Here is a 24,434-nt window from a genome sequence, read left to right on the forward strand (position 1 = left end):
CTACGTCGACAAAGCGTTTGGGGCCCTGATGCACAGCGAGATTAAGAGGTCTATCCGCACGGCCGCACGAGACGGCCGCGCGCGGCCTGTCGCGCCGCTGGTCTCGCTCGCGCTGCTTGCGCCGGTCCTGTGCGGATGCATTCTCGGCAGCGAGCGTCCGGCGCTCGATCTCCCAATTCCAGGGAAATACCGCGAAGCATCGTCGGCCGCGCCGGACGCGGCTGTGCCTTCGATCGACTGGTGGCGCGGGTTTCGATCCAGCGAACTGACCTCGCTGATGGAAGCAGCGCAGACTGCCAACCTGGACATTGCCGTGGCTTACGCGCAGATCGTCCAGGCCGACGCGCAGGTCGGGATCGCGGGCGCGCCGCTGTTGCCATCGATCACCGGAGCGGCGAACGCCGAGCGCGTGCGCAGCGCGGCGTCCTCGACCGGCGGCACCGCGTCGCCTTCGTTCCAGTTTTCGCAATTTAGCGCCGGACTTACCGCGAGTTACATGCTTGACTTCTGGGGCAAGAACCGCGCCACGCTCTACGCGTCCGAGGAAAATGCGACGGTCGCCCGCTACAACCGCGACGTCGTAACTCTCACAACGGTCGTGACCGTCGCCAATACCTATTTCCAGATCCTGGCAGCGCAGGATCAACTGCGCGTCACCCGCCGCAATCTCGCGGCCGCCGAGCGCATTCTCGATCTCATCAGGAAGCAGTTCACCGGCGGAACAGCTTCGCAACTCGATGTTTCGCAACAGGAAGCGCTGGTGGCGACGCAGCGCGCCGCGATTCCGCCGCTTGAAGTGACGCTGCGACAGAACATTGCCGCCCTTGCAGTCCTCATTGCGCGCGCGCCCGCCGATTTCAAGGTTAGCGGGGGAACGACGACACAAATCACGGTCCCGCGGATTACGCCCGGCCTGCCTTCGGAACTTCTGTATCAAAGGCCTGACATCCGCCTGGCAGAAGCGCAGCTTGCGTCGTCCAATTTCAGCGTCGAAGCGGCGCGCGCCGCCTTTTTCCCGCAGATTCAACTCACCGGCCAGACCGGCTCGCAAAGTGCGGCGCTGGCATCGCTATTCGGACCGGGTGGGTGGTACTACACGCTTGCGGCGAGTTTGACGCAGCCAATCTTCGACGGCTTGCTGCTCGAGAACCAGTTAAAGCAGGCGAAGGGCGTCCAGCTACAATATCTGCAAACCTATCGCAAAGCCGTGCTGTCGGCTTTCGCCGATGTCGAAAAGGCCCTCGTCGCTCTTCACCAATATACTCGGCAGGAGCGGCTGCAGGCTGAAGTCGTGGCGGCGTCGCGCAAGGCGTTCGATGTCGCCGAAACCCAGTTGCGCGGCGGCACGGTCAACCTCATCACGGTGCTGCAAGCCCAGCAGACGCTTTTCACCGCGGAGAACAACCTGGTCCTGGTGCGACTGACGAAGTTGCTCGCAGCCACCAGCTTGTTTCAAGCGCTCGGCGGCGGCTGGATCCCCGAGCGGGCGACAGCCCTCGGCGCATATCGCCCATCCCATCTGTAGGGGCCCGTTCGCCGACATGCTCGTGGACCCGAGGGCGGCAATCCAATGAAGCTCGACGCTGAAGGCGTTCCGGGATCTGCCAGGCCTCGTCCAATGGCGCGGTCGTCGGCGTGAGTTGATTTTTGAGAAGGGGCTTCCCCGCGAAGGACCGTTCCGTTTAGAGCATTTCCTATTTAGGTAGAAGCGTATCCTGCGTTGATGAAGTAGTTTTGGCATTCTGCTGGCTGGATGGCTTGGACGAGTTCGCCGAGGGTGCGGCAGACATTGTCGATGGTTCGCCTTTGCGCGATGCGCATCCAATGCTTGATCTTTGCGAAGGTCTGCTCGATTGGATTGAGATCGGGAGAATAAGGCGGCAGATACCAGAGCCTGGCTCCTGCGGCGTTGATCATGCGGCGCAGTTCTGCGGATTTGTGGCTGCCGAGATTGTCCATGATGACGATGTCGCCGGATTTGAGAACCGGCACGAGTTGCTGGGCGACATAGGCGCGGAAGCACTCGCCGTTGATTGGCCCGTCGAAGACGCAAGGGGCCGTGAGGCGATTCCAGCGCAGCGCGCCGAGGAAGGTCAGTGTGCGCCAGTGACCGTGCGGTGCGAAGGCCCGCAGGCGCTCGCCCTTTGGAGCCCATCCGCGCAGCGGCGCCATGTTGGTCTTGATCCAGGTCTCGTCGATGAAGACCAGCCGGCGAGGATCGAGGCCCGCTTGCCATGATCGCCAGCGTCGACGTCTGCGCAGGACGTCGGGCCGGCCCTGCTCAAGGGCGAACAGTGTTTTTTTTGAACCGTAATCCCTCGCGCCGCAGGAACAGCCAGATCGTATTATGCCCGACCTTGATGCCGCGCGCGGCCAATTCGTCCCTGAGCTGGTGCAGCGTCACATGAGGCGTCTGGCGGATCCGGGCCGCGATAAAGGCGCGATGCGCTTCCAGCACCGCCTTGCGATGGCCGCCCATCTGGCCCGGCGCAACGGACCCGGTCGCACGATAGCGTTGAGACCACTTCACGACCGAGGAAATCGCAACCCCGAACCGTGAGGCAACCGAGCGGCAGCTCTCACCTTTCGAGACCGCTGCCACAACCCGCCGTCGAAGATCGCCAGAAAGTGGTCGTCCCATCCTTGCTGGCCTCCAATCCAGCAAGAATCTTGAATCAGAAGACCCCTGATTTGAAAACCAAAATCCGATTCCGCCTAAACAGGAACCGGTCTAAAGCGTTTTCGAGCGAAGTGGGGACCGGTTCGCGTGAAGAAAACGCGTCAAATCAAAATCATAGAGCCCCGCTTCTGATTCCGTCAGAAGCGGAAGGCTCTAACCGGCGCATTGGCGAAGCGCTTCGAGATCCAGAACGTCGATGTGGCGGTGCGAGGAAATCCGAATCACTCGGACGTGCCGCAGCCGCGTGAGCTCGCGCGAAACTGTTCCAATCGTCAAGCCGAGAAAGTCGCCAATTTCGGCGCGCGTCAGCGGAAGATCGAAAGCCGTAGCGGCGTCGCCTCCTGCAGACGGATCGAGCTGCCGAACCATCATCATAAGAAAGCTCGCCACCTTTTCGCGTGCCGTCTTTCGTCCAAGCGCCAGCATCCACTCCCGGCCCTGATCGACTTCGCGAAGGGCTTGATGCAGCAATCTCGCTTCGAGGGTCGGATTTTCTTCGAGCATCTTCTGCAGCGCGTTCCTGGTTACGCTGCAGATATCGACATCCGAACAGGCTTCGACCCGGACAGGGCTCTCGTCTTGATGAAGTCGTCCGACGAAATCGGGCGCGAATTGAAGTCCGACGATTTGTTGGCGACCATCGGCCAGAGTCTTGGTCAGCTTGAGCACGCCACGCATGACATTGGCATAGGACCCGATCGGCCCCTGCTCCTGCAAGAGAACGTCGCCGGCGGATACCCTCACGACACGCGTGAATTGGGCGAAATCCACCAGTTCGTCGGCGTTGAGCGCGCCGCACATACCCTTGTGCCGTACCTCACAGCTCTGACAGAGCTTCGGCACGTTGGAGTTATGGATGTCCTTCCGGGGCGTGTTCATACTGCTCCAGCTTGAGGGTACCCGTCTGCCGAGCCGAGATACCCTCCCTTTATCGACGAGTTACTGATTCTCTAGACGGATTCTGCATCCCACAACGTTTTCTGTCTTTGCGATCGCGCAAAGGCGGACCCGAATTGTTGCGCTACCGCAATCTCAAAAGTTTGAGCGATGAGCGGCGATTGCGAGCGCGCGATTTTCTGGGCTGACGAGTGAACGGCAAGGCCCGATTGCACCTCTCACGGCACTGGCCGTTGTCGGTTCACGATGGCGGCGGCTGGGCGGAGATCGGGGCGCAGGGCTTCATCTTGCTGTTCGCCATCGGGCTCATCTTCTACGTCATATCTTCTACGTCATATCCGAATATCGCATGATTAGAACGCGCCCGAACTCAGGACCTCCAAAATTTTCCGCGTCTTTGCGCTAGATCATAACATGCATGTGATTTGAATGTATTCTTGGCTCGTCGAAACCAAAAAGGGGAGATCGACATGCCAACCGAGACAATCATTGTGACCGCGCTTGTTACCGGCGTCATAACCATATTCTCTCTGGCTATAGCTTATGGTCAACGTCAGACCACCGCTTACCGTCGCGAACACCCGCAAGGATAAGCCCGCAGAACCGCATGAATGGGCGGCGACCGCGGGCAGCTATATGTCTCACCGATCGCCGTCGCGAGAGGCGCAAGATCAACAGTATCTTGGAGACTTGACATGTCCGATCATAGCGAAATTGTGTATTCGACGGCGGAAGGAATGGATTACCCGGCGCACGAGCAGCAGTATAAGACGTTCCTCAAGATAGGGATGTTGGGCACGGCGACCGTCGTCACTGTGGTCGTGTTGCTGGCAATTTTCCTTATCTGATACCAGCCGCCGTTTTGGATTTTCGTTTGCAATGTGGTTGGTGCTTTAGTTGTGCGTGGTCGACGGCCTGCCTGCCGACCACGTTGTAGTACTGATCGACGCCGCTAACTGCGGTCCGGCGCGCCAGCTTGCCGATGGAATTTCAAACCGTTGCCGGCGGTTTTTTTGCGCCGAAGCGCTGCGAGAGCTCGTTCTAGCTAGAGGCGGGTTTTTGACCAACCAAACCCGACGACGACGCCTCGTGATGTAACTCATCCGCAATCCTCCGACGGGAATTCGGGTCTCGGATCTTCCGAAATTCGAGACGTCCCAGATTCGAATTAAGATGCGTCCGGGTTCGGACGTAATTTCCGTCAACGACGAGACTCGGTTGTGTCTTCTTCAGCGTATCCAGCAATCTGACTTGATCCAGCGTCGCGGCTGCATTGTTGTTCACCAAAAGCCGTATATGGGAGTCGCCATTACCGAATTTTAATCGAACTGCGCCATCCTGTTTCCGATACGCATGAGAGCTCGAGACCCCGGTAAGCCACAGAAGGTGCCTCCGCGATGGTTCACTTGTCCCAGATGTCACGAGCTTTGATGTGCGTTCTTCCCAGGTAAGCTTTTGAGGGCGTCGCTACCGGTTTCTGCTCACGCAATTCCTCGCGAATCGCGTCATGGCAGCGCATCGGACGTAACGCTTGCTTCAACCCCACCAGATCGACGAGCATCCCCGTGCGCAAAAATTTTCCGGTTACCGATGACGAATATCCCGTCTCCGACGAAACGCTGATCGTTTCCAGGACTGATCTCAAAGGTCGTCTTACCTACGTCAATGAGGATTTCATCGACGCAGCCGAGTTCTCGCTCGAAGAATTGATGGGCAAGGCGCACAACATCGTCCGCCACCCGGACATGCCGCCGGAGGCGTTCGAAGATCTCTGGGATACCCTGAAGGCGGAGAAGCCCTGGGTTGGCGCGATCAAGAATCGCCGCAAGAACGGTGGCTTTTACTGGGTTTTGGCGACGGCTTCGCCGATTCGCGCGAACGGACAGGTCACCGGCTACACCTCGATCCGCACCAAGCTTGCCGCCGACCAGCGCGCCCTGGCGGAAGACGTTTATGCCGCCATTCGCGAAAAGCGGCCGCATCCGTACCGGATCGATGCCGGCATCATCCGGAAACGATCGTTCTTCGATCGTTTCGGGCTGTTCACCCGCACGGTGCGGGCGAGAATGACGACGCTGATTACGCTGCAGGCCGCTTTTCTGCTCACATGCGGCGTGTTGTGCGGCGCCATGGCCGGTGGAACATGGGGCCTCGCTTCTGGGCTCCTCGCCGTTGCCGGGGTCGCCGCCGGAGGCATTGTCGGGCGCCAGACGCTTCGCGCATTCGAAGAGCCGATGCACCATCTGAGCGAAACGATGCTGAACCTCGTCCATGACAAGTTCGACAATCGCATCGAGATCAAGCGCGACGACGAAATCGGCATGGCGCTCCGCAACCTTCAGACCGTGCAGACGCTGATTCGCTTCAGCCGGGAAGAAGTCAATTCCATGCAGCGCCAGGCAGACGCCCAGCGCAAGACGGACATGACAAAGATCGCGGATTCCTTCGAGGCGGCGGTTGGCGAAATCGTTGAGGCTGTTGCGACGTCGGCGACAGAACTGGAGGCTTCCGCAACCACGCTCGCGTCGAATGCCGACAATGCAAAGGATTTTGCCGCACGCGTCGCCAACGGTTCGAACGAAGCCTCCTCGAATGTCAATTCGGTGGCCTCGGCCACGGAGGAGATGACCGCTTCGGTTCGCGAAATCAGCCATCAGGTGCAGGAATCGGCGCGCATGGCGGGCGATGCCGTCGATCAGGTTCATGCGGCGACTGAGCGCGTCAGCGCGTTGTCGAGCGCGGCGTCGCGCATCGGCGACATCGTCGAGATCATCAACAGTATCGCGGGTCAGACCAACCTTCTCGCCCTGAACGCCACCATCGAGGCAGCGCGCGCCGGGGAAGCCGGCCGCGGGTTTTCAGTCGTTGCAGCGGAAGTGAAGGCGCTCGCCGAGCAGACCGGCAAGGCCACCGGCGAAATCGGTCAGCAGATCAGCGGCATTCAATCCGCCACGCAGGAATCCGTCGCGGCAATCAACCAGATCCGCAATTCCATCGAAAAGCTTTCGGGAATCTCCTCCGCGATCGCGTCCGCGATCGAGGAACAGGGCGCGACCACCCAGGAAGTCTCCCGCAACGTGCAGCACGCTGCGCAGGGGGCGCAGGAAGTCTCCTCGAACGTCGGCAATCTCCAGCGCGGCGCGGCGGAAACCGGAACTGCTTCGTCCCAGGTGCTGTCCGCGGCCCAGACGCTGTCGCGCGACAGCTCCCGGCTCAAGGCAGAGGTGAGCAACTTCCTGAACTCCGTTCGCGTCGCGTAGACTAGAGCCTTTCCGCTTCTGATGGAATCAGAAGCGGGACTCTATGATTTTGATTTGGAGCGTTTTCTTGACGCGAACCGGCAGCCACTTCGCTTGAAAACGCTCCAGCGACGGACTGACGGGTGATGTTCTCCGTCCCCGTGTTCTGGTTAATTCGATCGACCGGAGGCGGCGCGACGGGGATGTTTCGGTTTCCCGTCTCGGCCGTTATCGATTCGGTCCCGCGAATTGCTTCAAGCGCGATCTCGCCCGGAATGGAAGGCACATGGCTTTCGCGGGAGGGAAGGGCAGGGCGTTGTTGGGCTTCGCAAAAACATCAATCGATGATACAAAGCGCGGAACAATGAGACGTTCCGTTTCCTTCACCGCACGTTACGATAAAATCTATCGGCAGAGTGAACGGCGTTCCGGCTGCGAATAAGCGCTGCAAAGAATAGAGGATGACGAGCGGGAGATCCAAATTCGCCCACGAGGATCGGGACCGATCGTGGGCACTTATCTCATTCTGGGGGAATAGGGAATAGCGCTGCCGGATACGGTTCTCACGGCATTTCGCCGCATGTTAGCGATAACAATATTCCATCGGATGTTGATTACCATCGGATGTTGATTAAATGGGTTTCGACTGCGGCGATTGGCAGATATGGTTTGCCGATCGCATGTTTTACGTTGCAGTGCAGCTAACACCAATGACTAACTTGCGCCGAGAGCGGATGATGGCCGACACTCATCCGGCACCGGACTGCTAAATATTTCTGTGGTGGCGCTATTTTTAGGTGAGTATTAACTTAGGTTCTGGCGTCGGCTCGAGATGGTTTGTCGGGGGACAGCCATTCGAGCGTATTGGGCGGGAAGATGAAGAAACATTCGCACGAGGAAATTCTTTTGAAGCTTGCCCGGGCAGACGAGCTTGCTCGCGCAGGCAATTCCCAGGTGGACGTTTGCAAGGCGCTTGGCGTTAGCGTCATGACGCTTCACCGGTGGCGGAAACTGCCTTTGCCCAAGCCTGAAGCACATATTCTCCGACATCGCGCCGACGACCGCGAGCCGCCAGCCAGCCCGCCAGCGATCGAAGAGATGCGCCACGTCCTGGAAGAGCTTAAGCTCGAGAACCAGCGCCTCCGAAAAATAGTCACGGATCTCTTGCTTGAGAAAATGAGACTGGAAGAAGCCGCAGTCACTGCCTCATCCCGTCAGTCGGGAAAGCAAGGCACGCTTCAGGCTCTGCTCGGCCCGGCCGATTCCAGATAGCTGCCTGCCAACGTCGAGAAACGACGGCGGTCGTCGCGCTATTGCTCTCGCACGGTTTGTTCGATCGCATCCGTGAGCTGCTGGATTTCCCGGTCGGCGGCATCTCCCGGCATGAAACTCGCGACCGATTGACCGCTGGTGAAGCAGCGGACGAAGGCTGCCCGGCTGGCGATCGGCGGCGCGACGATCTCGCCGAATCCGCCCAATTCATCGATCAACTGTCGTCCTTCCAGGGTGCGGCGGTCGAGTCTGTTTGGCACCAGAATCACCTTGATCTGGTCCTTCCGATGCTGCCGCGCCGCGTCGATGATCGCCAGAGTCTGCAATGTTGCGTCTAGATCGAGGCCCGACGGCGTGCAGGGAACCAGAATCAGATTGGCCAGGGCGATCGAAGCTCCCATTTCGCGCGCATTGGGAGCGGTATCGATGACCACGACGCCGGCTCGAATGCCGCGCACTTCCTGTGCCCAGACGGATACCGGCACTTGCTCCAAGGCCATTTCATAGACAGGAAATTCGAGATTACCCGGCTCCGCCCACTGCGAGGCGGAACGTTGGGGATCGCTGTCGACCAACGCGACGTCATGTCCGCGGCGGGCGAGCGCGGCGGCGGCGCACACCGCGATCGTGGTTTTGCCGACGCCGCCTTTGCGCTGGGTAACGGTGATAATCCTCCGGATCGGTCCGGGAGCGTTCATGTGGCCGCCATGATAACCAGACTCTAACATTTGATAGTAAAACACCTGGCGACGTTACCATTTCTTAATGGGCGGTCACAATCGAGGAATCGACCGCCAGGGCTGCGGCGTAGCCTGGCGCGGTCCCCCGCCATCGAATCCCGAATGACCCGTTTTTAGTTGAAATGGCGAGAATTCCTACAAATCAAGGCTCGGGCGCTGCCGCTTACTCATCAATGATAATATCGGTCAAATTGTGGGTTTGGCAGCGCGTGAATTTAACCTTGACTTGAGTGGGCGCCCGCCACTAACATACGTATAACAGATAGCGCGCTGCATCATAACAAATGATGTGAATGATGCAGTGGTGTCGGCGTGATCATTTCGTTCTGGTTCAAGCTATAGCACCTTCGAGCCGCAGCATATTAGCGTCGATCGGCGTCGACCGGGTATCTGCCTCGCCATAGATCTCGTGAATCCAGTCAGAGGGTACCATGGCCGTTTCCTACTTAACGAAGACCGAGCTGGATCATTTTGTCCAGCATAACGGGAACATCGAAGCGGGGGTGAGATCAGCGCTGATCGACTCGCTCGAACAAAGCGGCGTCTTCCACGACACTGAGGACGGCACAAGGGGATGGCTGGAGTCCGGGCCGTTTCACGGCGGCGCGGTTCCACCGGTCGTTCAGATCCTGGACGTGTCGCAGTCGACGAGCGTCCAGACGAATCCCAACCTGAAGGCGATCATCCTGGACGATCACAGCGGCCGGCTGGATGTGACCGGAGGCGACAACAACATATTCGTCGCGGCGGGGAAAGGGTCGGACACCATTAACCTGCACGACAGCGGCAACGACACGGTCTATGGCGGCAGTGGCAACGACGTGATCCGTGGAGGTCATGGTGACAGTTCGCTGTTCGGCGGCGCCGGCAATGACAGCATCTTCGGCGGCACCGGCAACGACACGTTGGATGGCGGCTCCGGGAACGACTACCTGGTATCGGGAGCGGCGCTGGCCTCGGGAACAGGCGGCCGCGCGCCCGATGCCAATGCGGGCGGTCATCAGCGCGTTGCCAGCGCGGACGACCAGGTCTTCGGGAGGGGCCATGGCGGTGACCAGGATCGTGGCGATGACCATTGGGGTGGTCGTGGTCATGGGAATGGCCAGGGCGGCGGCCACGGAGATAACCATGGCGGCGGTCAGGGGCCTGGCGATCATGGCGGTGGTCAGGGATCCGGCGGCGCCATGGAGGGGCACAGCACGCTTATAGGCGGCGCTGGTAATGATACGCTGGTTGGCGTGCAGGGCGATGTCATGCAAGGCGGCGCGGGCAACGACCAGTTCTGGATTTCCGGCGGCGCCCCGGGCGCCAATTCGACGCTGGAGGGCGGCGCCGGCAATGACACCTTCCACATTCAGTCGCACCAGGGCAACGATACGATCTTCGGCGGCGACGGCAAGGACTCCGTCGATTTCGTCGGTCGTTCGTTCTTTGATGTCACCAAGATCGACGTCGATTCGAACACAAACACCTACACGCTTCACTTCAGCGATGAACAGACGATTGCTGTCAGCGGAGTTGAGGATCTTCACTTCACCGATCAGGTCGTCAACCTGCCGAAGCTCTCATGATCTGATTGCTAGAGAGGAATCATTTGTGAAAGCCCCACTTTCAAGTGGGGCTTTTGCTCTGAAACCTTTCCATTGACGGCATCAAAGCTTGTCAGATGCCGACATGATAGGCGTTTCGTCGTTTGACGGGATGACGGCTTGGCTGGCGTTGTCCGGCGGGCGCGACGCCGTTTCTTCCAAGCAGGCGAACCTTTCATCACGAGTCGTCGATGAAAATGCGACGCTTTCAGAAGCGGAAAAGCTTTAGCGATGCGAAGAGAGATTGAGAGGAGGTTATGCCTTCGTGAGGCCACATCGATAGCGTGATGGTAGTCGGCTCCCGGAGTCGTACGTTCAACCGCTTCCGATCGCTCCGGGCGGGAATGTTTAGGAGCCGCTTTTGCCATCCAGCTTCAAGCGCTTGCTCAATGCGGGCTCCGGACCGGGATCCGCGCGACGAATCGCTCGAATGGTGCGCGAGCAAGATCTGACAGAGGTGCGCTTCGACATCGATCCCGGTGTCCAGCCCGACGTCGTCGGCTCGATCCTCGACCTCGGAAAGTCCTTCAAGCCACAGTCGTTTGACGTGATATGGTCGTCGCACGTCCTTGAACATCTCTACGCGCACGATGTTTTTCCCGCGCTGCGCCAATTCCATCGGATCCTGAAGCGGGACGGATTCGCTTTGATCATGACCCCGGATCTCGAGGCCGTGGCTCGGTTCATCGTCGAGCAAGGTGTTGCGACCGTCGCCTATCATTCTCCGTCAGGTCCTATCAGGCCGCTCGACATGCTCTACGGTCATTCCCGTGCGATAGAGGAGGGGCACGCGCATATGGCCCATCGCACCGGATTTACCGCCGAGCGGCTTGGCAATCTGCTGTTGATGGCGGGTTTTCTCACGGTGTCCGTGGCGACGGAAAACTTCGAGGTCCGTGCGCTGGCGCTGATGCCCGAGGCCGACGATACGGCCATCAAGAAGACATTGTTGGAAAGCGGCTTCAACTTCCAGGAAGCCTCGGCCTAGCACCCCGATTCCGATGGTTGCATGCTCCTGAAGCAACCTTTGATGAGAACTTCGAAATCGACGGGATGCTCGCAACCTTATGATTGTAGTGTGATTTGGACGAAGCGAACTTTTGAACCCCCACCTAAATTTGCGTTATCACACTCAGGGCCGTCCGGCCGACGGCCGCTTGAACGTTCGTGTTTCCGTCACTTTTATTATGTCTAATGTTATTGATAAGAGAGTGTTATCATTCAAGCTTGAATGATAATGTCTCGTGGCGGAAACAGATAGATCGAGCTTTCATGATCGCGCAAGCCATCGCCGAGCAAGCCTTTGCCGAGAATGCCGATATCGATCCCGTGCCTCCGTCCGGGCTCGAATGTCTGGTTATTGTCGCGCGACAGTATGGGCTGGATCTCACCTCGACGCAGTTGATCAAGGATAACCTTCTTGCCGGCGGAGAAGTCGCTCCCAACCAGCTCGTCGGCTGCGCCGAGAAGGCCGGTATGCGATCGAAGCACGTCAAACTCGATTGGGACGGACTTTCTCATCTCAAGAAGGCGCTTCCGACCATCGTCAGCCTGCGCGACGGAAGCTACATGGTGCTGTTGCGCGTCGATGGAGACGCCAACAACATCCGCGTTGCGTTGAGGGATCCGAACGCGGCGGAAGACGCGCTTCTCGTCATCGATCGGCCTCGCTTCGAAGACATCTGGTCGGGGGACGTCGTTCTCGCCAAGCGCAACTACGAAATCTCCGACGAATCGCAGCCGTTCAGTTTAGGTTTCGTCGCAGCATTGATATTCCGCGAGCGTCGGATCGTCCGGGATGTCGCGATCGCAGCGCTGGTTCTCGGATTTCTCGGCCTGGCGCCGATCATGTTCTGGCGTCTGTTGTCGGACAAGGTGATCTTCTATCACGCGTACAACACTTTCTACGTGCTTTGCCTGGCGATGCTGGTCATCATTGCCTTCGAGGCGATGTTCGCGTTCCTCAGGCAAATCCTTGTTCATCGTCTGACGACCAGGCTTGACGTCAAGCTGTCCACCTACGTTTTCGAGAAGGTCCTCAATCTTCCCATCGACTATTTCGAGCAGACCGCGGTCGGACTCGTCGCGCGCGACATCCGGGAAGTGTTCCGCATTCGTTCGTTCCTGATGGGTCAGTTGTTCGGCACGGTGCTGGATTCAACGACGCTGATCTTCTTTCTGCCGGTCATGTTCTTTTTCAGCCCGATCATGACTTTGATGGTTCTGGCGTTGTCCGGGGTGATCGTCGGGTGGCTCATCCTGATGCTGCCGGTCTATCGCAAGGCGTCGAACGCCGTTCTGTCCGCCGAAGGCGATCAGGGCGCGTTTCTGATTCAAACCCTCAACGGCATTCGGACGGTGAAATCGCTGGCGCTCGACGCGCGGCAGCGCCACTTTTGGGACGTGCTGGTTGCGCGTGTCGCCAAGGCGAGACTCGCGGAAGGGATGACCGGAAACGCGATCCAGGCGGTGGTGCGCCCGCTGGAGCGGTTGGCGGTGAGCGGTTCTTATGCCGTCGGCGTGTATCTCGCGCTGACAAACAGTGATCCCGTTTTTATCGGAGCGTTGTTTGCCTTCCTGATGCTGTCGCAGCGGGTGTCTGCCCCGTTGATGCATATGGCGCAGTTGATCAATCAATATGATGAAGCGCGCAGCGCGGTCGCCACCGTCCGCAACCTCGTGAACCAGCCGGCGGAGGAGGGACGCTCCGGGCATGGCGTCCGTTCGGCGATCGAGGGGAAAGTGGAGTTTTCCAACGTCACCTTCAGGTATAAAGGCGCCGTCTCCCCGACGCTGAACGGCGTTTCCTTTGAAGTCACCAGGGGAAGGACGCTCGGCGTGATGGGCAAGAGCGGCTCCGGCAAGACCACGATCACCCGACTCCTGCAGCGCTTGCATTCCGACTACGACGGACTGATCAAGATCGACGGGATCGACGTTCGTGAATACGACGTCGATCATCTGCGCAGGAATGTCGGCATCGTTCTGCAGGAAAACTTCCTTTTTAGCGGGACGATCCGCGAGAACATCTGCGCGGCGGTGCCGGATGCCACCTTTGACGACGTCGTCAAGGCGGCCCGACTGGCGGGCGCGGAGGAATTCATCGACAAGCTGCCGCGTGGCTACGAAACCCGTGTCTACGAGGGATCGCCCAACCTCTCCGGGGGTCAGCGGCAACGGCTCGCGATCGCGCGGGCGCTGATCGTCGATCCGCCGATTCTCATCCTCGACGAAGCCACGAGCGCGCTTGACGCCGACAGCGAGGCCATCGTGAACGGCAACATCACGCGGATAGCGAATGGCCGGACGTTGATCATCATTTCTCACCGGCTGTCGTCGCTAACGACGGCGGATGCCATTCTCGTGCTCGACCGCGGGATAGTCGACGATATCGGACGGCACGAGGAGTTGCTGGAGCGGAATGATATCTACAGCTCGCTCTGGTACCAGCAGAACACGCATCTCGCGCCGACGGTCCGCAGCGACAAGCCGAAACTCCGGAGCCCGACCCTTGTCCCATAGCCAGGCTTCGCTCGCGACCGTTCGCCAATTTCAGTCGGAGACCGATGCAATCCGCGAGGCCGCCGAACCCCTGGCCGCGCGCGCCACCCTGTTCGTGCTCTCCGCCTTCCTGGTTTCGATGGTCGCGATCCTGTGTCTGACGCGGATCGATCGCGTCGTAACCAGCCTCAGCGGCAACATCGTGCCGGTCGGTCATGTCAATGTCTTGCAGGCGCTGGATCCATCGATCATCAAGACGATCGACGTGCACGAGGGCGAGCAGGTGAAAACGGGGCAGTTGCTCGCCACGCTCGATGCGACTTTCACCTCCGCGGACCTGACGCAGGCGAAGTTGCAGATCGCAAGCCTCGAGACGCAGGTGGCGCGTGACGAGGCCGAGCTGAATCAGAAACCGCTCGTATTTGCAAACAAGTCGGACCCCGATTTCCAGAAATACGCGGCCCTGCAGAAGGCGCTCTACGGGCAACGCGTGGCTCAATATAACGCCCAGCTCAACAGTTTCGACTCGAAGATCAAGGAGACCCAGGCGTCGATCGAAAAATATCGTGGCGACGATGTCCGATATCGACAGCGCGACGACGTTCTGGAGAAGATCGAGAAGATGCGCACCACGCTCGCCGAGCACGGCACGGGATCGCAGCTCAACATGTACATTTCTCAGGACGCGCGGCTGGAGTTGCTGCGGACACTGGAGAATACGCACAACAGTCTGATCGAGGCGCAAAACACGTTGGGATCCATCATCGCCGACCGAGATGCATTCAAACAGCAGTGGTTCGCGCAATTGAGCCAGGATCTGGTGACGACGCGCAACAAGCTCGACGATGCGAGAGCGACTTATGAAAAGGCGCTCAAGCACCAGAATCTCGTGCGCTGGACCGCTGCCGAACCCTCGGTTGTATTGACGATGGCTAGGCTCTCGGTCGGCTCTGTGCTCAAGCCGGGAGACCCCTTCATCACGCTCATGCCGATCGACACCAGGCTGGAAGCTGAAATCAGGATCTCTTCGCGGGATATCGGGTTTATCCGTGCCGGCGATCCCTGCACTATGAAGGTCGATGCCTTCAATGCTGCGGAGCATGGTGCGGCGACCGGAAAGTTACGTTGGATCAGCGAGGGAGCATTTACGACGGACGATGACGGCAAGCCTCTCGACTACACTTATTACAAGGCGAGGTGCTCGGTGGACACGTCCAATTTCAGGGACGTGCCGAGCAATTTCCGTCTGATTCCCGGCATGACCCTTCAAGGAGACATTAATGTCGGAACCCGATCCGTCGCGATGTATCTGCTCGGTGGAATGCTAAGGGGCGTCCGCGAGGCCATGCGCGAACCATGATGCTTTCTTCGCGATCGCTTCTCGAATGGCTTCGACCAGCTTCGGCAATTGTCCGCGGCGGCGGTCCTTTTGAACATGGAACGGCTGCCTACGAGCGCGGTCGGTATCTTGAAGCGATGAAGTTTTGGAAGCTCGCGTCGGAGTCCGGCGAAGCTGCGGCTGGTTATCGAATAGGAACGCTTTATGTGAAAGGCGAAGGAGTCGTCAGGAGCGTGCCCGATGCTGTCGTTTGGTACGAGTGGGCGGCTCAGCTCGGCAATGTCGATGCGCAGTTTCAGCTCGGCCTGATCCTGCTTCAGGGGGACAAGCCGCCGCTCGGTCCCTGTCGGCATGAAACATGGCGTCAGTCCTCCGCTATTCGACTCGGTGAAAGGGCATCGAACATCCATCATCTCGTATTTCCGCACGGAACGAGCGTGGAGAGGAATGTCGACGCTGCTTTCGGCTGGATATCGGCCGCGGCGGAAAGTGGCAAAGCGGAAGCGCAGACGGTCCTTGGCAACATGTACTGCGAAGCAGTCGGCTGCGAAAGGGACTTCCACGCGGCGCTCGGATGGTACCGGCTCGCGGCTGACCAGAACTGCGCCGCGGCTGAATTCGCGCTTGGCGACGTCTACTATCAAGGCAAAGGGGTTCCCGTCGATTTCGAGCAGGCGGCAGTTTGGTATCGCAAGGCAGCCGAACAAAAACATGTAAGGGCGCAGGTGGCGCTTGCATTCATGAACTTGAAAGGAACGGGCGTGCCGGAGGCGCCCGCCGAAGCCGCCCGCCTGTTCCAGGGCGCCGCCACTCAAGAGGATCCGATCGCACTCTACAACATCGGCCTGTTGCGATTGAAAGGTCATGGCGTCGCCAAGGATATCGACCGAGCCGAAACCGCGTTGCGCAAGTCTGCGCGCAAGGATTACTTTCCGGCAATCCAGGCCCTGGCCGATTTTTATTCGCACGGCGCCGGCTCGGAACCCGATTTGCGGGAGGCCGCGGTCTGGTACGAGAAGGCCGCGGAGCGGGGGGATGTGCAGGCGCAGTTTTTCATGGGCCGTTTCTGTGCGACGGGCACGGGCGTTGGTCCGAACATCCGTCAAGCCGCGAAATGGTTCGAACGCGCGGCGGAGAACGGTCATGCGACCGCCGCCTTCAATATCGCCATCTTCTATCTCAACGGATCCGGCGTCGAACGTAATGTTGAGGTCGCGATCGAATGGTTCGAGCGCGCGTCCGAAGGTGGCATCCGCGCTGCACAGTTGCAACTCGGGAGGCTTTATTCGGCGGGTAACGGGGTTCCGCGCGATCATGCCCGGGCGGGGGAGTGGCTCAGCAAGGCGGCTGACGGCGGGGAACCGGACGCCAAGACGACCTACGCGCTTTTCCTGCTTCACCAAAACGGATCGACCGAACGGCTCGAGCAGGTGAGGCCGCTGTTGACCGAAGCGGCGGAAGCCGGTCACGCGCCGGCTGCATTTCATCTCGGTGTGTTGGAAATGGGAAGGTTTGGCGGCGTCGCGAATGTCGAAGCCGCCGCTTCGTGGTTCTCCCGCGCCGCCGACGCCGGCCATGTCGAGGCGCAATATACCCTGGCGCTTCTGTATCTCGATCCGGGCAGCGCGGTGAGCGATGCGAAAGCAGCGGCATCTTGGATGGCACGAGCCGCGCATGCAGGCCATTCGGGGGCGCAGTTTCAACTTGCCGTGATGCATTGCACCGGTGCAGGCCTGGCCCAGGATATCGCGCAAGGCGCGCACTGGTATGAGGCCGCGGCGCGACAGGGACACAGGGTAGCGCAGTTCAACCTTGCGGTGATGCTTGGGAAAGGGCAGGGGCGCGAGGCGGATCCCGTGAAGGCAGCCGAATGGTTCGAGAAGGCGGCCGAGCAGGATATGGCGGAAGCGCAGGTTGCGCTCGGAGATGCGTTGATGTCGGGAAACGGCGTCGCCAAGGATCGGGACGCGGCGGTGCACTGGTATCAGCAGGCGGCGCGGCAAAGCCATGAAGGAGCCGTGCGCCGTCTGGATGCGATTGGCGTGATAGTTGTCGATGGTTGAGCGTCGCCCCGGAAGGCGATTTCGGGTCAAGCACGCGCATTTCATCATGCGATCGACAGCTATCGAAACAGCTCCGAATGGTGCGCTTTCATCGATGCCGATGAGCTTCTCCATCCCGTCGAGGGCAACGGCATCGAGGATGTGTTGAAAGGCGTCTCGTCCGCGCCGGCTGTCGTTCACTGGCTGAATTTTGGATCCAATGGTCATGAGACCATACCGCAAGGGCCTGGCATCGAGTCGTTACGCGGCGGGCGATTTTCCAAACCGCCATGCGATGAAGTCGATCGTGCGTCCCGATGCGATCGTGGCCTATCTCCATCGGCATCAGGCTCTTGTATGTCTGTCGTTACGCGTCTCGGACTTGCCGTGGACGCAACCCATGCATGGATTTCAGTCTCCGGGCGCCCGGCAAGGCGCATGGCCGAAACCGTCTCTTCCTATATTGCGTGGTTTCGGCCGCAGCGATCATCCGCGCGAGCGCCGTTCGCTCAACGCGCTAACGCATCCGCCTTGCCGCCTCCACCATGTTGACGAGCGCCGGCTTGACTTCCTCCCACTTGCGGGTCTTCAGCCCGCAATCCGGATTGATCCAGAGCTGCCTGTCGGAAAGGCGCTGGCGCGCGAGTTTGAGCAGGCCGGTCATCTCGTCCACCGCCGGCACGCGCGGGGAGTGAATGTCGTAGACGCCGGGACCTATTTCGTTGGGATATTCGTAGTTCCTGAAGGCGTCGAGCAGCTCCATCTTGGAGCGCGACGTCTCGATCGAGATCACGTCGGCATCCATCGCCGCGATCGCGGCGATGATGTCGTTGAATTCCGAATAGCACATATGGGTGTGGATCTGCGTCGCATCAGCGACGCCGCTCGCGCACAGACGGAAACATTCGACGGCCCAGTCGAGATACGCCTTCCATTCGGATCGACGCAGCGGCAATCCCTCGCGCAGCGCGGCCTCGTCGATCTGGATCATCGACGCCCCGGCCGCTTCCAGGTCGGCGACCTCGTCGCGGATCGCGAGCGCGATCTGCCGGCAGGCGAGGCTGCGCGGCACGTCGTCGCGCACGAAGGACCAGTTGAGGATGGTCACGGGGCCGGTGAGCATGCCCTTCATCGGCTTTGTCGTCAGGGATTGCGCGTATGTCCACCAGCCAACGGTCATCGGGTTGGGCCGGGACACGTCGCCGAACAGGATCGGCGGACGGACGCAGCGCGAACCGTAGCTTTGCACCCAGCCGTGCCGGGTGAAAGCGAATCCGGAAAGCTGCTCGCCGAAATACTGCACCATGTCGTTGCGCTCGAACTCGCCGTGCACGAGCACGTCGAGGCCGATGTCGTCCTGCCATTTGATGGTTCGCGCCGTCTCCTCCCGCAGAAATCTCTCGTAGTCGGCATCGCTCATTGCGCCCTTGGCATGGGCCGAACGCGCCTTGCGCACCTCGACGGTCTGCGGGAACGAGCCGATGGTTGTCGTGGGGAACGACGGAAGGCCGAAGCGGTCGCGTTGTAACTTCGCGCGGTGGGAAAAGACGTTCTTGCGCCGGGCCATGCCGGGCGTCGCCGCTTCAATTCGTGCCGCAACAGCGGCGTCGTGAACCTTCGGCGACGCCTTGCGCGCCGCCGCAGCCTCCGCAGACGCGTCCAGCGCATCGGCGACCGACGCGCGGCCTCCAATCAAGGCTTTGCCCAACGTCGCGAGCTCTCCCATCTTCTGCACCGAAAACGCGAGCCAGCTTTTCAGCTCGGCATCGAGATCTGTTTCCAGCAATACGTCGATCGGCACATGCAGAAGCGAGCAGGACGGCGCGAGTTGCACGCGATCGACGCCGCGCCTAGCGACCATGGGTTCGAGACGGTCAAGCAATGCGGGAAGATTGGCGCGCCAGATATTGCGGCCGTCGATCACGCCGAGCGACAGAACCAGATCGCGCCGCGCTTTTGCCGCCGCGGTGTCGAGTTGTTCGGGAGCGCGGACGAGATCGAGATGAAGACCCGCGACCGGCAGCGACAACGCGGTATCGAGATTGTCCCCGATGCCGCCGAAATAGGTGGTCAGCATGATCTTCAGATTCGGCAGTGCGCCCGCAAGCTGTTCATATGTCGCGCGCAACGCCTTGCGGGTCGCATCGTCGAGATCGAGCACGAGACAGGGTTCGTCGAGCTGCACCCACTTCGCGCCTTCCGCGGTGAGGCGCTTCAGCACGTCGATATAGACCGGCAGCAGGCCGGGAAGCAGCGACAGGGAATCGAGATTCGCGTCCTTGCTCTTGCCGAGTTTCAGATAGGTCACGGGCCCGAGCAGCACCGGCCGGGTCTGGTAGCCCAGCGCCTTGGCCTCGCGATATTCATCGACGGCCTTGAGCGAGGAGAGTTCGAACCGTTGGCCCTTGCTGAATTCGGGGACCATGTAATGATAATTGGTGTCGAACCACTTGGTCATCTCCTGCGCCGGCGCGCCGCGAGCGTGACCGTCCCTACCACCGTGCGCGCAGCTTGAATCGTGATCTTCGCCCTGCGCGCCACGCGCCATCGCGAAGTAAGTGGCGAGCGGCACGGGCCCGCTTTTCCATCCGTAGACGTCCGGGATCGCGCCGACCATGACGCTGGTGTCGAGCACGTGATCGTAGAGCGTGAAATCGTTCGACGGGATGACGGTGACGCCGAGCGACTTCTGGCGTGCCCAGTTCGCGGCGCGCAAGCCGGCCGCCGTTTCAAGCAGCGCGGATTCGCCGGACTTGCCTGACCAGTAGCTTTCGAGCGCGATTTTCAACTCGCGACGCGGGCCGATGCGCGGTGTGCCGAGCGTGGCGACAGGGAGAGAGGAAACTGACATTGGCTTTACCCCATGTGTTGGGGGCTGGGCCTTAGCGACGCGGCAGGGGAATCCTGGCGGCGCGCGCCATGAAAACCGCAAGCGCACCACCGGGACACCCCGCCCGAGGACGACTATGTTGCCGGGGCAGGTTTCCTGGCTCGCGGGTCTCGGCTTCGGTCCGGCCTTCCCGGGATTGCTCCCAGTGACACTGATGGACCACAGCTCGCCGCTTACAGTTGCGGGGGCAGCGCCGGCATTGCCCGGATCCATGGACGAAGGCCCATCGACCAGAGCGCACCGGCTTCCCTCTTAGCTCCGGGCTTGAATGTCCCGGAGAACCTCGACCGCCCATCCTATGGGCCAGCGTGTGGGGGCCGTCAACCGCGCCTTTGGCGAATCTTTATGAAAGAATTTTATCCTTGCTAGGATTGCTATACCACGATGCGTCGGAACGAGGCTGAGGTCACAGCCCAAGCATGACACCGGAAAAGTTCGACACGATGACGTTTCAGAAGAGGAGGCGCTCTTGTTAGCTTTGTTTCGCTGCGATGTCGTTGCGAATGCTCGCGATGTTTTTAGTCGAGCGGTTCTGTTTGCCCCACGAAATAGAACTCTACTCAAATTGGCGGCAGTCCTGGTTTGCTTTCTTGAGGCTGGATGTATCCACGCTTACGCATCCAATGCGTCTCGGCTGCAAAAGCTGGTTACAGGTGGCTACTTGACTGCGTCTTCGACGAACGCGGCCTTTTATGTCGAGACGAGCTCTCGGACTGACGACGTCATACTCATCGACTTTAAGTCAAAGGCACTCAAGAAGCTAAGTAGCCATGGGAGAAGACTGGGATATCCATCACTCTCGCTTGATGGCGAGAGGCTTCTTTTGGTCAGACAGGATCCACACACGGGTGAATCGGAGCTTCTATCATGCGAGATAACGAATTTGATTTGTCGACGGCTTTTTGCCACGAAGCTTTCGATTGTCGACCCGGTTGGGATAGGTGCGGATAGGATCGTTTATGTTTCGAGCGATCCTGGCGCTCGTTTCGATTACGCCGACAATGATCTCTGGCTGTTTGAAACGGGAAAAGAGCCACGTCCAATTACCGATCTGCAATTTCATGTGCTGACGCGGCTGAGCGTTACCTCAAGTCACATTTATTTCTCGGCGCTGGGACCTCATCCGGGAAAGGAGGCTATTCCAAAGTACAAGCCGCTTGAGGATGCATCGAGCAGTATTTATAGGCTGCCTTTCGATAGCCACACCGGCGTCGTCACGGTTCCAGCTACTCAACTGTCTCCGCTTTTTGTGGCCGAACGCAGCAAGTCAAATTCGCCAAGCATTGCGTTCGATGAAACGTTTGCCGCGTTTCTACGTACAGACAGATATCGGAAAGGTGGGTTTCGTTTCGATCTGGTCGTTCAGAGCCTGACGACCTCAGCAAGTATATTATTCAAGTCGGCCGGGATCGGCTTCTCGCGACCAGTCGTCGTCGGGAGCACCGTCGTCGCGAACGATCTGCTTGACGACAGATACATCATCAAGCGCCTATTGCCGGGTAAGACCTCGCTCCAGACTGAGATTGAAGTCACCGACGACGAAATCGCACGTCTCCCCGCCACCGAAATAATAATCGAAAACGAAAGCCGATAACGATGCCCTATAATTATACGAATTCGTTCCCCGATTTTTGGGTCGGCATTCCTACGTATGCTAATCTCACTCCGGGAATACCACAAAATGTATTCAATCCAGGCATACCCAGCCACGTTAATTTCGATAAGCCTTTCTTTCATTTGCCGGTAGTTGGAACAAGCAGGAAAGCCTGCGAGAACGACGACGCTTTCCGTCAAACTAACGAGTGCAATATCCGTTTTTATTTGCGTCGATCGTCGTTCTCTTTACTCTTTGCTGTTTTCTTTCTCCACGTCGCAAACAATCCTTCTACAAACCGAGAAAACCCGTTGTAGGTCTACCCATTGGATTAACTGGTCGGAGAAGTGATGATGTGTGTTGGCATTACCGTCATCCATCTTATCGTTAATTTTCGCCATTGGTTTCCGTTGGTTGGCAAGAAGAGATGGATCAATCCCGCAGTACTCGCACTTTGTATAGTATTCTCCTATCGGGTGGCTTGTGAGGCTGCAGAATCGCGTGCTAATCGCGATTACAAACTCACGACTGGAGCATATTTTTCAGCATCAGAAGAAAAGACTGCATTTCATTTGTTCACAGGTCCGCGCAGTTCGGACGCAGTAATAGTCGATCGAAAATCGAAGACCATCAAGAGATTGACAAGCCGTGGAACGAGACTCTTATACCCATTCCTATCGATTGACGGTCAACGACTGCTCCTTGTTAGGCAGCATGCCGATACGGGGCAATCAGAATTGCTATCATGTGTAGTGGACAGTTATGTGTGCCGTGAACTATTTAACTCAGCCGATTCGATTGCAGACCCAGTTGAACTAGATAAAGATAGAGTGGTCTATATCTCTAGTCCATTGAGCGAGTTTAAGCAGCGACGGTCGAGATACGTTCGACATGATATTTGGCTGTTCAATGGAGAACGTTCTCGCCGGATTGCTGACCTTCAATTTTACGAACTGAGGACCCTGTGCTTCACATCCAGCAGCGTCTATTTTTCCGCAATGGGACCTCGGTCAGGGAAAGAGATTATTCCCGAGTCGATTGCATTGCAGCCTGCGTCGAGTGACATCTATAGCTTACCTTTTGATCGAAGCACTGGATCAATCGCTATTCCGGATAAGCGTCTGTCGCCTCTCTTTATGGCGAAAGGAATATCAACATCCGTAAGCGTGGTGACTGATGAATCGTTTGCCGCATTCCTCCGTGCAGATAGAACTCGCGTAGGCGGCTACCGATACGATCTCATCGTGCAAAATCTCAAAACTGGGGCGTCTCGGCCCTACGAATCCAAGGGGTTCGGCTTTTCGCGACCGGTTGTCGTTGGGCACACGGTTGTCGTGAACGATCTGCTTGACGACAGGTACGTCATCAAGAGCCTTTTGCCGGAAATTGCCTCGCTCAAGACTGAGGTCGAAGTTACCGACGACGAAATCGCACGTCTCCCTGTCACCGAAATAACAGTCGAAAACGAAAGTCGATAACGATGCCCTTTGGAAGATTTGTCGCGCAGTCATGACGGTGCGTAGGCTCGCTCCGGAATGCCCAGGAACCTTTATCTGAACCTTTATCTTATCTGCTAATCTTAATCGCTCTCGTTCCGGTAGAATTGCGTGCCGATCACGATGGGCGGACGGCCCTGATCCCGGCGGTGTTGATTGGTGTCGCGTAGCGAATAGACGCAGCCGCAATATTCCTGCTGATAGAATTCCTCGCGCTTGCTGATCTCGATCATCCGCTGCGCGCCGCCGCCCTTGCGCCAGTTGAAATCCCAATACGACAGCCCTTCATAACGACCGGCCGCGCGATGGCCGCAGTCATTGATCTGCGCCATGTTCTTCCACCGGGAGATGCCGAGGCAAGACGTCATCACCGGAAACCCGTGCTCGTGCGCATAGAGCGCGGTGCGCTCGAAGCGCATGTCGAAACACATGGTGCAGCGCGCGCCGCGTTCCGGCTCCCACTCCATTCCCTTGGCGCGGGCGAACCAGTTATCCTTGTCGTAATCGGCATCGACGAACGGCACGCCGTGCTTCTCCGCGAAGCGGACGTTTTCGTCCTTGCGAAGGAGGTATTCTTTTTGCGGATGAATGTTCGGATTGTAGAAGAAGATCGTGTAATCGATCTCCGAGGCCAGCATCGCCTCCATCACTTCGCCGGAGCATGGCGCGCAGCAGGAATGCAGCAACACCTTCTTCTGCCCGTTCGGGGGCGTCAGGTTCGGTCGGACGAAGTCGTTCACGATCAGGCTCGGCGGTTGAGCCGCGAGACACAGGGCGCGGCGTATCCGTGGAGATAAAGGTCTGAACGGCCGGAGCGTCAAGAGCCGGGCCGAGCGGTGAGCCCGTTTCGCCCCGCTGTGGATTGCGAATATTCCGCGTCGGGATTCGAAAACGATGTATTGACACTTAGGTCGATCACCATACTAGATATGGTGGTCACGGTCTCTCGAGTCGCAACACCGAGAGCTAAGAGGGAAGCTGGTGCGCTTGGGCCATGACCCAGCAATGCCGGCGCTGCCCCCGCAACTGTAAGCGGCGAGCCGAAGTCCATTTATTGTCACTGGGATCGCAAGGTTCCGGGAAGACCGGACGGACGCTGGGACCCGCGAGCCAGGAGACCTGCCGCGACAGCAAAACGTCCCTGGGCGGGGGTCC

19 protein-coding genes and 2 riboswitches are annotated in these 24,434 nt (G+C 58.8%); of the genes, 13 read left to right on the plus strand and 6 right to left on the minus strand.

Features of this window, described 5'->3' with window-relative positions:
- Window positions 1-28: 28 nt before the first annotated feature.
- Window positions 29-1,525 (plus strand): efflux transporter outer membrane subunit, encoded by a 1,497-nt coding sequence (locus ACMDCM_RS02530; protein WP_412772096.1) that lies wholly within the window; start codon window positions 29-31, stop codon window positions 1,523-1,525.
- A 173-nt stretch (window positions 1,526-1,698) separates the two neighbouring features.
- Here ACMDCM_RS02530 and ACMDCM_RS02535 read toward each other — a convergent pair.
- Both ACMDCM_RS02535 and ACMDCM_RS02540 read right to left on the minus strand, forming a co-directional pair.
- A protein-coding gene (locus tag ACMDCM_RS02535) for an IS630 family transposase (RefSeq protein ID WP_412772097.1) occupies window positions 1,699-2,641 on the minus strand; the annotation gives its coding sequence in 2 pieces (ribosomal slippage) (window positions 1,699-2,304 and window positions 2,306-2,641; 942 coding nt in all).
- 192 nt (window positions 2,642-2,833) lie between these two features.
- Window positions 2,834-3,559, minus strand: a complete 726-nt coding sequence (locus ACMDCM_RS02540; protein WP_412772098.1) for a Crp/Fnr family transcriptional regulator — start codon at window positions 3,557-3,559, stop codon at window positions 2,834-2,836.
- Window positions 3,560-4,272: 713 nt separating this feature from the next.
- Here ACMDCM_RS02540 and ACMDCM_RS02545 point away from each other — a divergent pair.
- On the plus strand, window positions 4,273-4,425 hold the full coding sequence (locus ACMDCM_RS02545; protein WP_412772099.1) for an aa3-type cytochrome c oxidase subunit IV: 153 nt from the start codon (window positions 4,273-4,275) through the stop codon (window positions 4,423-4,425).
- A 554-nt stretch (window positions 4,426-4,979) separates the two neighbouring features.
- On the opposite strand, the gene ACMDCM_RS02550 is transcribed toward ACMDCM_RS02545, so the two are convergent.
- A complete protein-coding gene (locus ACMDCM_RS02550) occupies window positions 4,980-5,138 on the minus strand; it encodes a hypothetical protein (protein ID WP_412772100.1) in 159 nt (52 codons plus the stop codon).
- A gap of 4 nt (window positions 5,139-5,142) precedes the next feature.
- Between ACMDCM_RS02550 and ACMDCM_RS02555 the strand changes: the two genes are divergently transcribed.
- Together ACMDCM_RS02555 and ACMDCM_RS02560 are read left to right on the plus strand one after the other, a co-directional pair.
- Entirely contained in the window at window positions 5,143-6,837 is a 1,695-nt protein-coding gene (locus ACMDCM_RS02555) for a methyl-accepting chemotaxis protein (protein ID WP_412772101.1), read from the plus strand.
- An 855-nt stretch (window positions 6,838-7,692) separates the two neighbouring features.
- On the plus strand, window positions 7,693-8,088 hold the full coding sequence (locus tag ACMDCM_RS02560) for a transposase (RefSeq protein ID WP_412772102.1): 396 nt from the start codon (window positions 7,693-7,695) through the stop codon (window positions 8,086-8,088).
- A gap of 38 nt (window positions 8,089-8,126) precedes the next feature.
- Here ACMDCM_RS02560 and ACMDCM_RS02565 read toward each other — a convergent pair whose 3' ends face one another.
- A complete protein-coding gene (locus ACMDCM_RS02565; RefSeq protein WP_412772103.1) occupies window positions 8,127-8,786 on the minus strand; it encodes a nucleotide-binding protein in 660 nt (219 codons plus the stop codon).
- A gap of 473 nt (window positions 8,787-9,259) precedes the next feature.
- On the opposite strand from ACMDCM_RS02565, the gene ACMDCM_RS02570 reads away from it, so the two are divergent.
- From ACMDCM_RS02570 to ACMDCM_RS02600, 7 genes are all read left to right on the plus strand, one after another.
- A complete protein-coding gene (locus ACMDCM_RS02570) occupies window positions 9,260-10,399 on the plus strand; it encodes a calcium-binding protein (RefSeq protein ID WP_412772104.1) in 1,140 nt (379 codons plus the stop codon).
- 103 nt (window positions 10,400-10,502) lie between these two features.
- Complete coding sequence (locus ACMDCM_RS02575; RefSeq protein WP_412772105.1) at window positions 10,503-10,646, plus strand: hypothetical protein; 144 nt, start codon at window positions 10,503-10,505, stop codon at window positions 10,644-10,646.
- A gap of 153 nt (window positions 10,647-10,799) precedes the next feature.
- Window positions 10,800-11,405: a class I SAM-dependent methyltransferase gene (locus ACMDCM_RS02580; RefSeq protein ID WP_412774641.1), complete on the plus strand. Its 606-nt coding sequence runs from the start codon at window positions 10,800-10,802 to the stop codon at window positions 11,403-11,405.
- 284 nt (window positions 11,406-11,689) lie between these two features.
- Entirely contained in the window at window positions 11,690-13,939 is a 2,250-nt protein-coding gene (locus ACMDCM_RS02585) for a peptidase domain-containing ABC transporter (RefSeq protein ID WP_412772106.1), read from the plus strand.
- On the plus strand, window positions 13,929-15,278 hold the full coding sequence (locus tag ACMDCM_RS02590; protein ID WP_412772107.1) for an HlyD family type I secretion periplasmic adaptor subunit: 1,350 nt from the start codon (window positions 13,929-13,931) through the stop codon (window positions 15,276-15,278). The genes ACMDCM_RS02585 and ACMDCM_RS02590 overlap by 11 nt, the downstream gene beginning before the upstream one ends.
- Window positions 15,278-17,320, plus strand: a complete 2,043-nt coding sequence (locus tag ACMDCM_RS02595; RefSeq protein WP_412772108.1) for a tetratricopeptide repeat protein — start codon at window positions 15,278-15,280, stop codon at window positions 17,318-17,320. Before ACMDCM_RS02590 ends, ACMDCM_RS02595 begins: the two co-directional genes overlap by 1 nt.
- Window positions 17,321-17,371: 51 nt before the next feature.
- Entirely contained in the window at window positions 17,372-17,851 is a 480-nt protein-coding gene (locus tag ACMDCM_RS02600) for a glycosyltransferase family protein (RefSeq protein ID WP_412774642.1), read from the plus strand.
- On the opposite strand, the gene metE is transcribed toward ACMDCM_RS02600, so the two are convergent.
- Window positions 17,817-20,150 (minus strand): 5-methyltetrahydropteroyltriglutamate--homocysteine S-methyltransferase, encoded by a 2,334-nt coding sequence (gene metE / locus ACMDCM_RS02605; RefSeq protein WP_412772109.1) that lies wholly within the window; start codon window positions 20,148-20,150, stop codon window positions 17,817-17,819. The two genes, ACMDCM_RS02600 and metE, sit on opposite strands and share 35 nt — an antisense overlap.
- A 108-nt stretch (window positions 20,151-20,258) precedes the next feature.
- Window positions 20,259-20,490: riboswitch (cobalamin riboswitch) on the minus strand.
- 168 nt (window positions 20,491-20,658) lie between these two features.
- Here metE and ACMDCM_RS02610 point away from each other — a divergent pair.
- Together ACMDCM_RS02610 and ACMDCM_RS02615 are read left to right on the plus strand one after the other, a co-directional pair.
- Window positions 20,659-21,783: a hypothetical protein gene (locus ACMDCM_RS02610; protein ID WP_412772110.1), complete on the plus strand. Its 1,125-nt coding sequence runs from the start codon at window positions 20,659-20,661 to the stop codon at window positions 21,781-21,783.
- Between the two features lie 350 nt (window positions 21,784-22,133).
- Window positions 22,134-23,261, plus strand: a complete 1,128-nt coding sequence (locus ACMDCM_RS02615) for a hypothetical protein (RefSeq protein ID WP_412772111.1) — start codon at window positions 22,134-22,136, stop codon at window positions 23,259-23,261.
- Between the two features lie 101 nt (window positions 23,262-23,362).
- Here the strand turns inward: ACMDCM_RS02615 and ACMDCM_RS02620 are convergent, their stop codons facing one another.
- Window positions 23,363-24,019, minus strand: coding sequence for an epoxyqueuosine reductase QueH (locus ACMDCM_RS02620; protein WP_412772112.1), 657 nt, complete (start codon window positions 24,017-24,019; stop codon window positions 23,363-23,365).
- A 182-nt stretch (window positions 24,020-24,201) separates the two neighbouring features.
- Window positions 24,202-24,420, plus strand: a riboswitch (cobalamin riboswitch).
- Window positions 24,421-24,434 lie beyond the last annotated feature (14 nt).

This window comes from Nitrobacter sp., assembly GCF_047149785.1.
GTDB lineage: Bacteria > Pseudomonadota > Alphaproteobacteria > Rhizobiales > Xanthobacteraceae > Nitrobacter.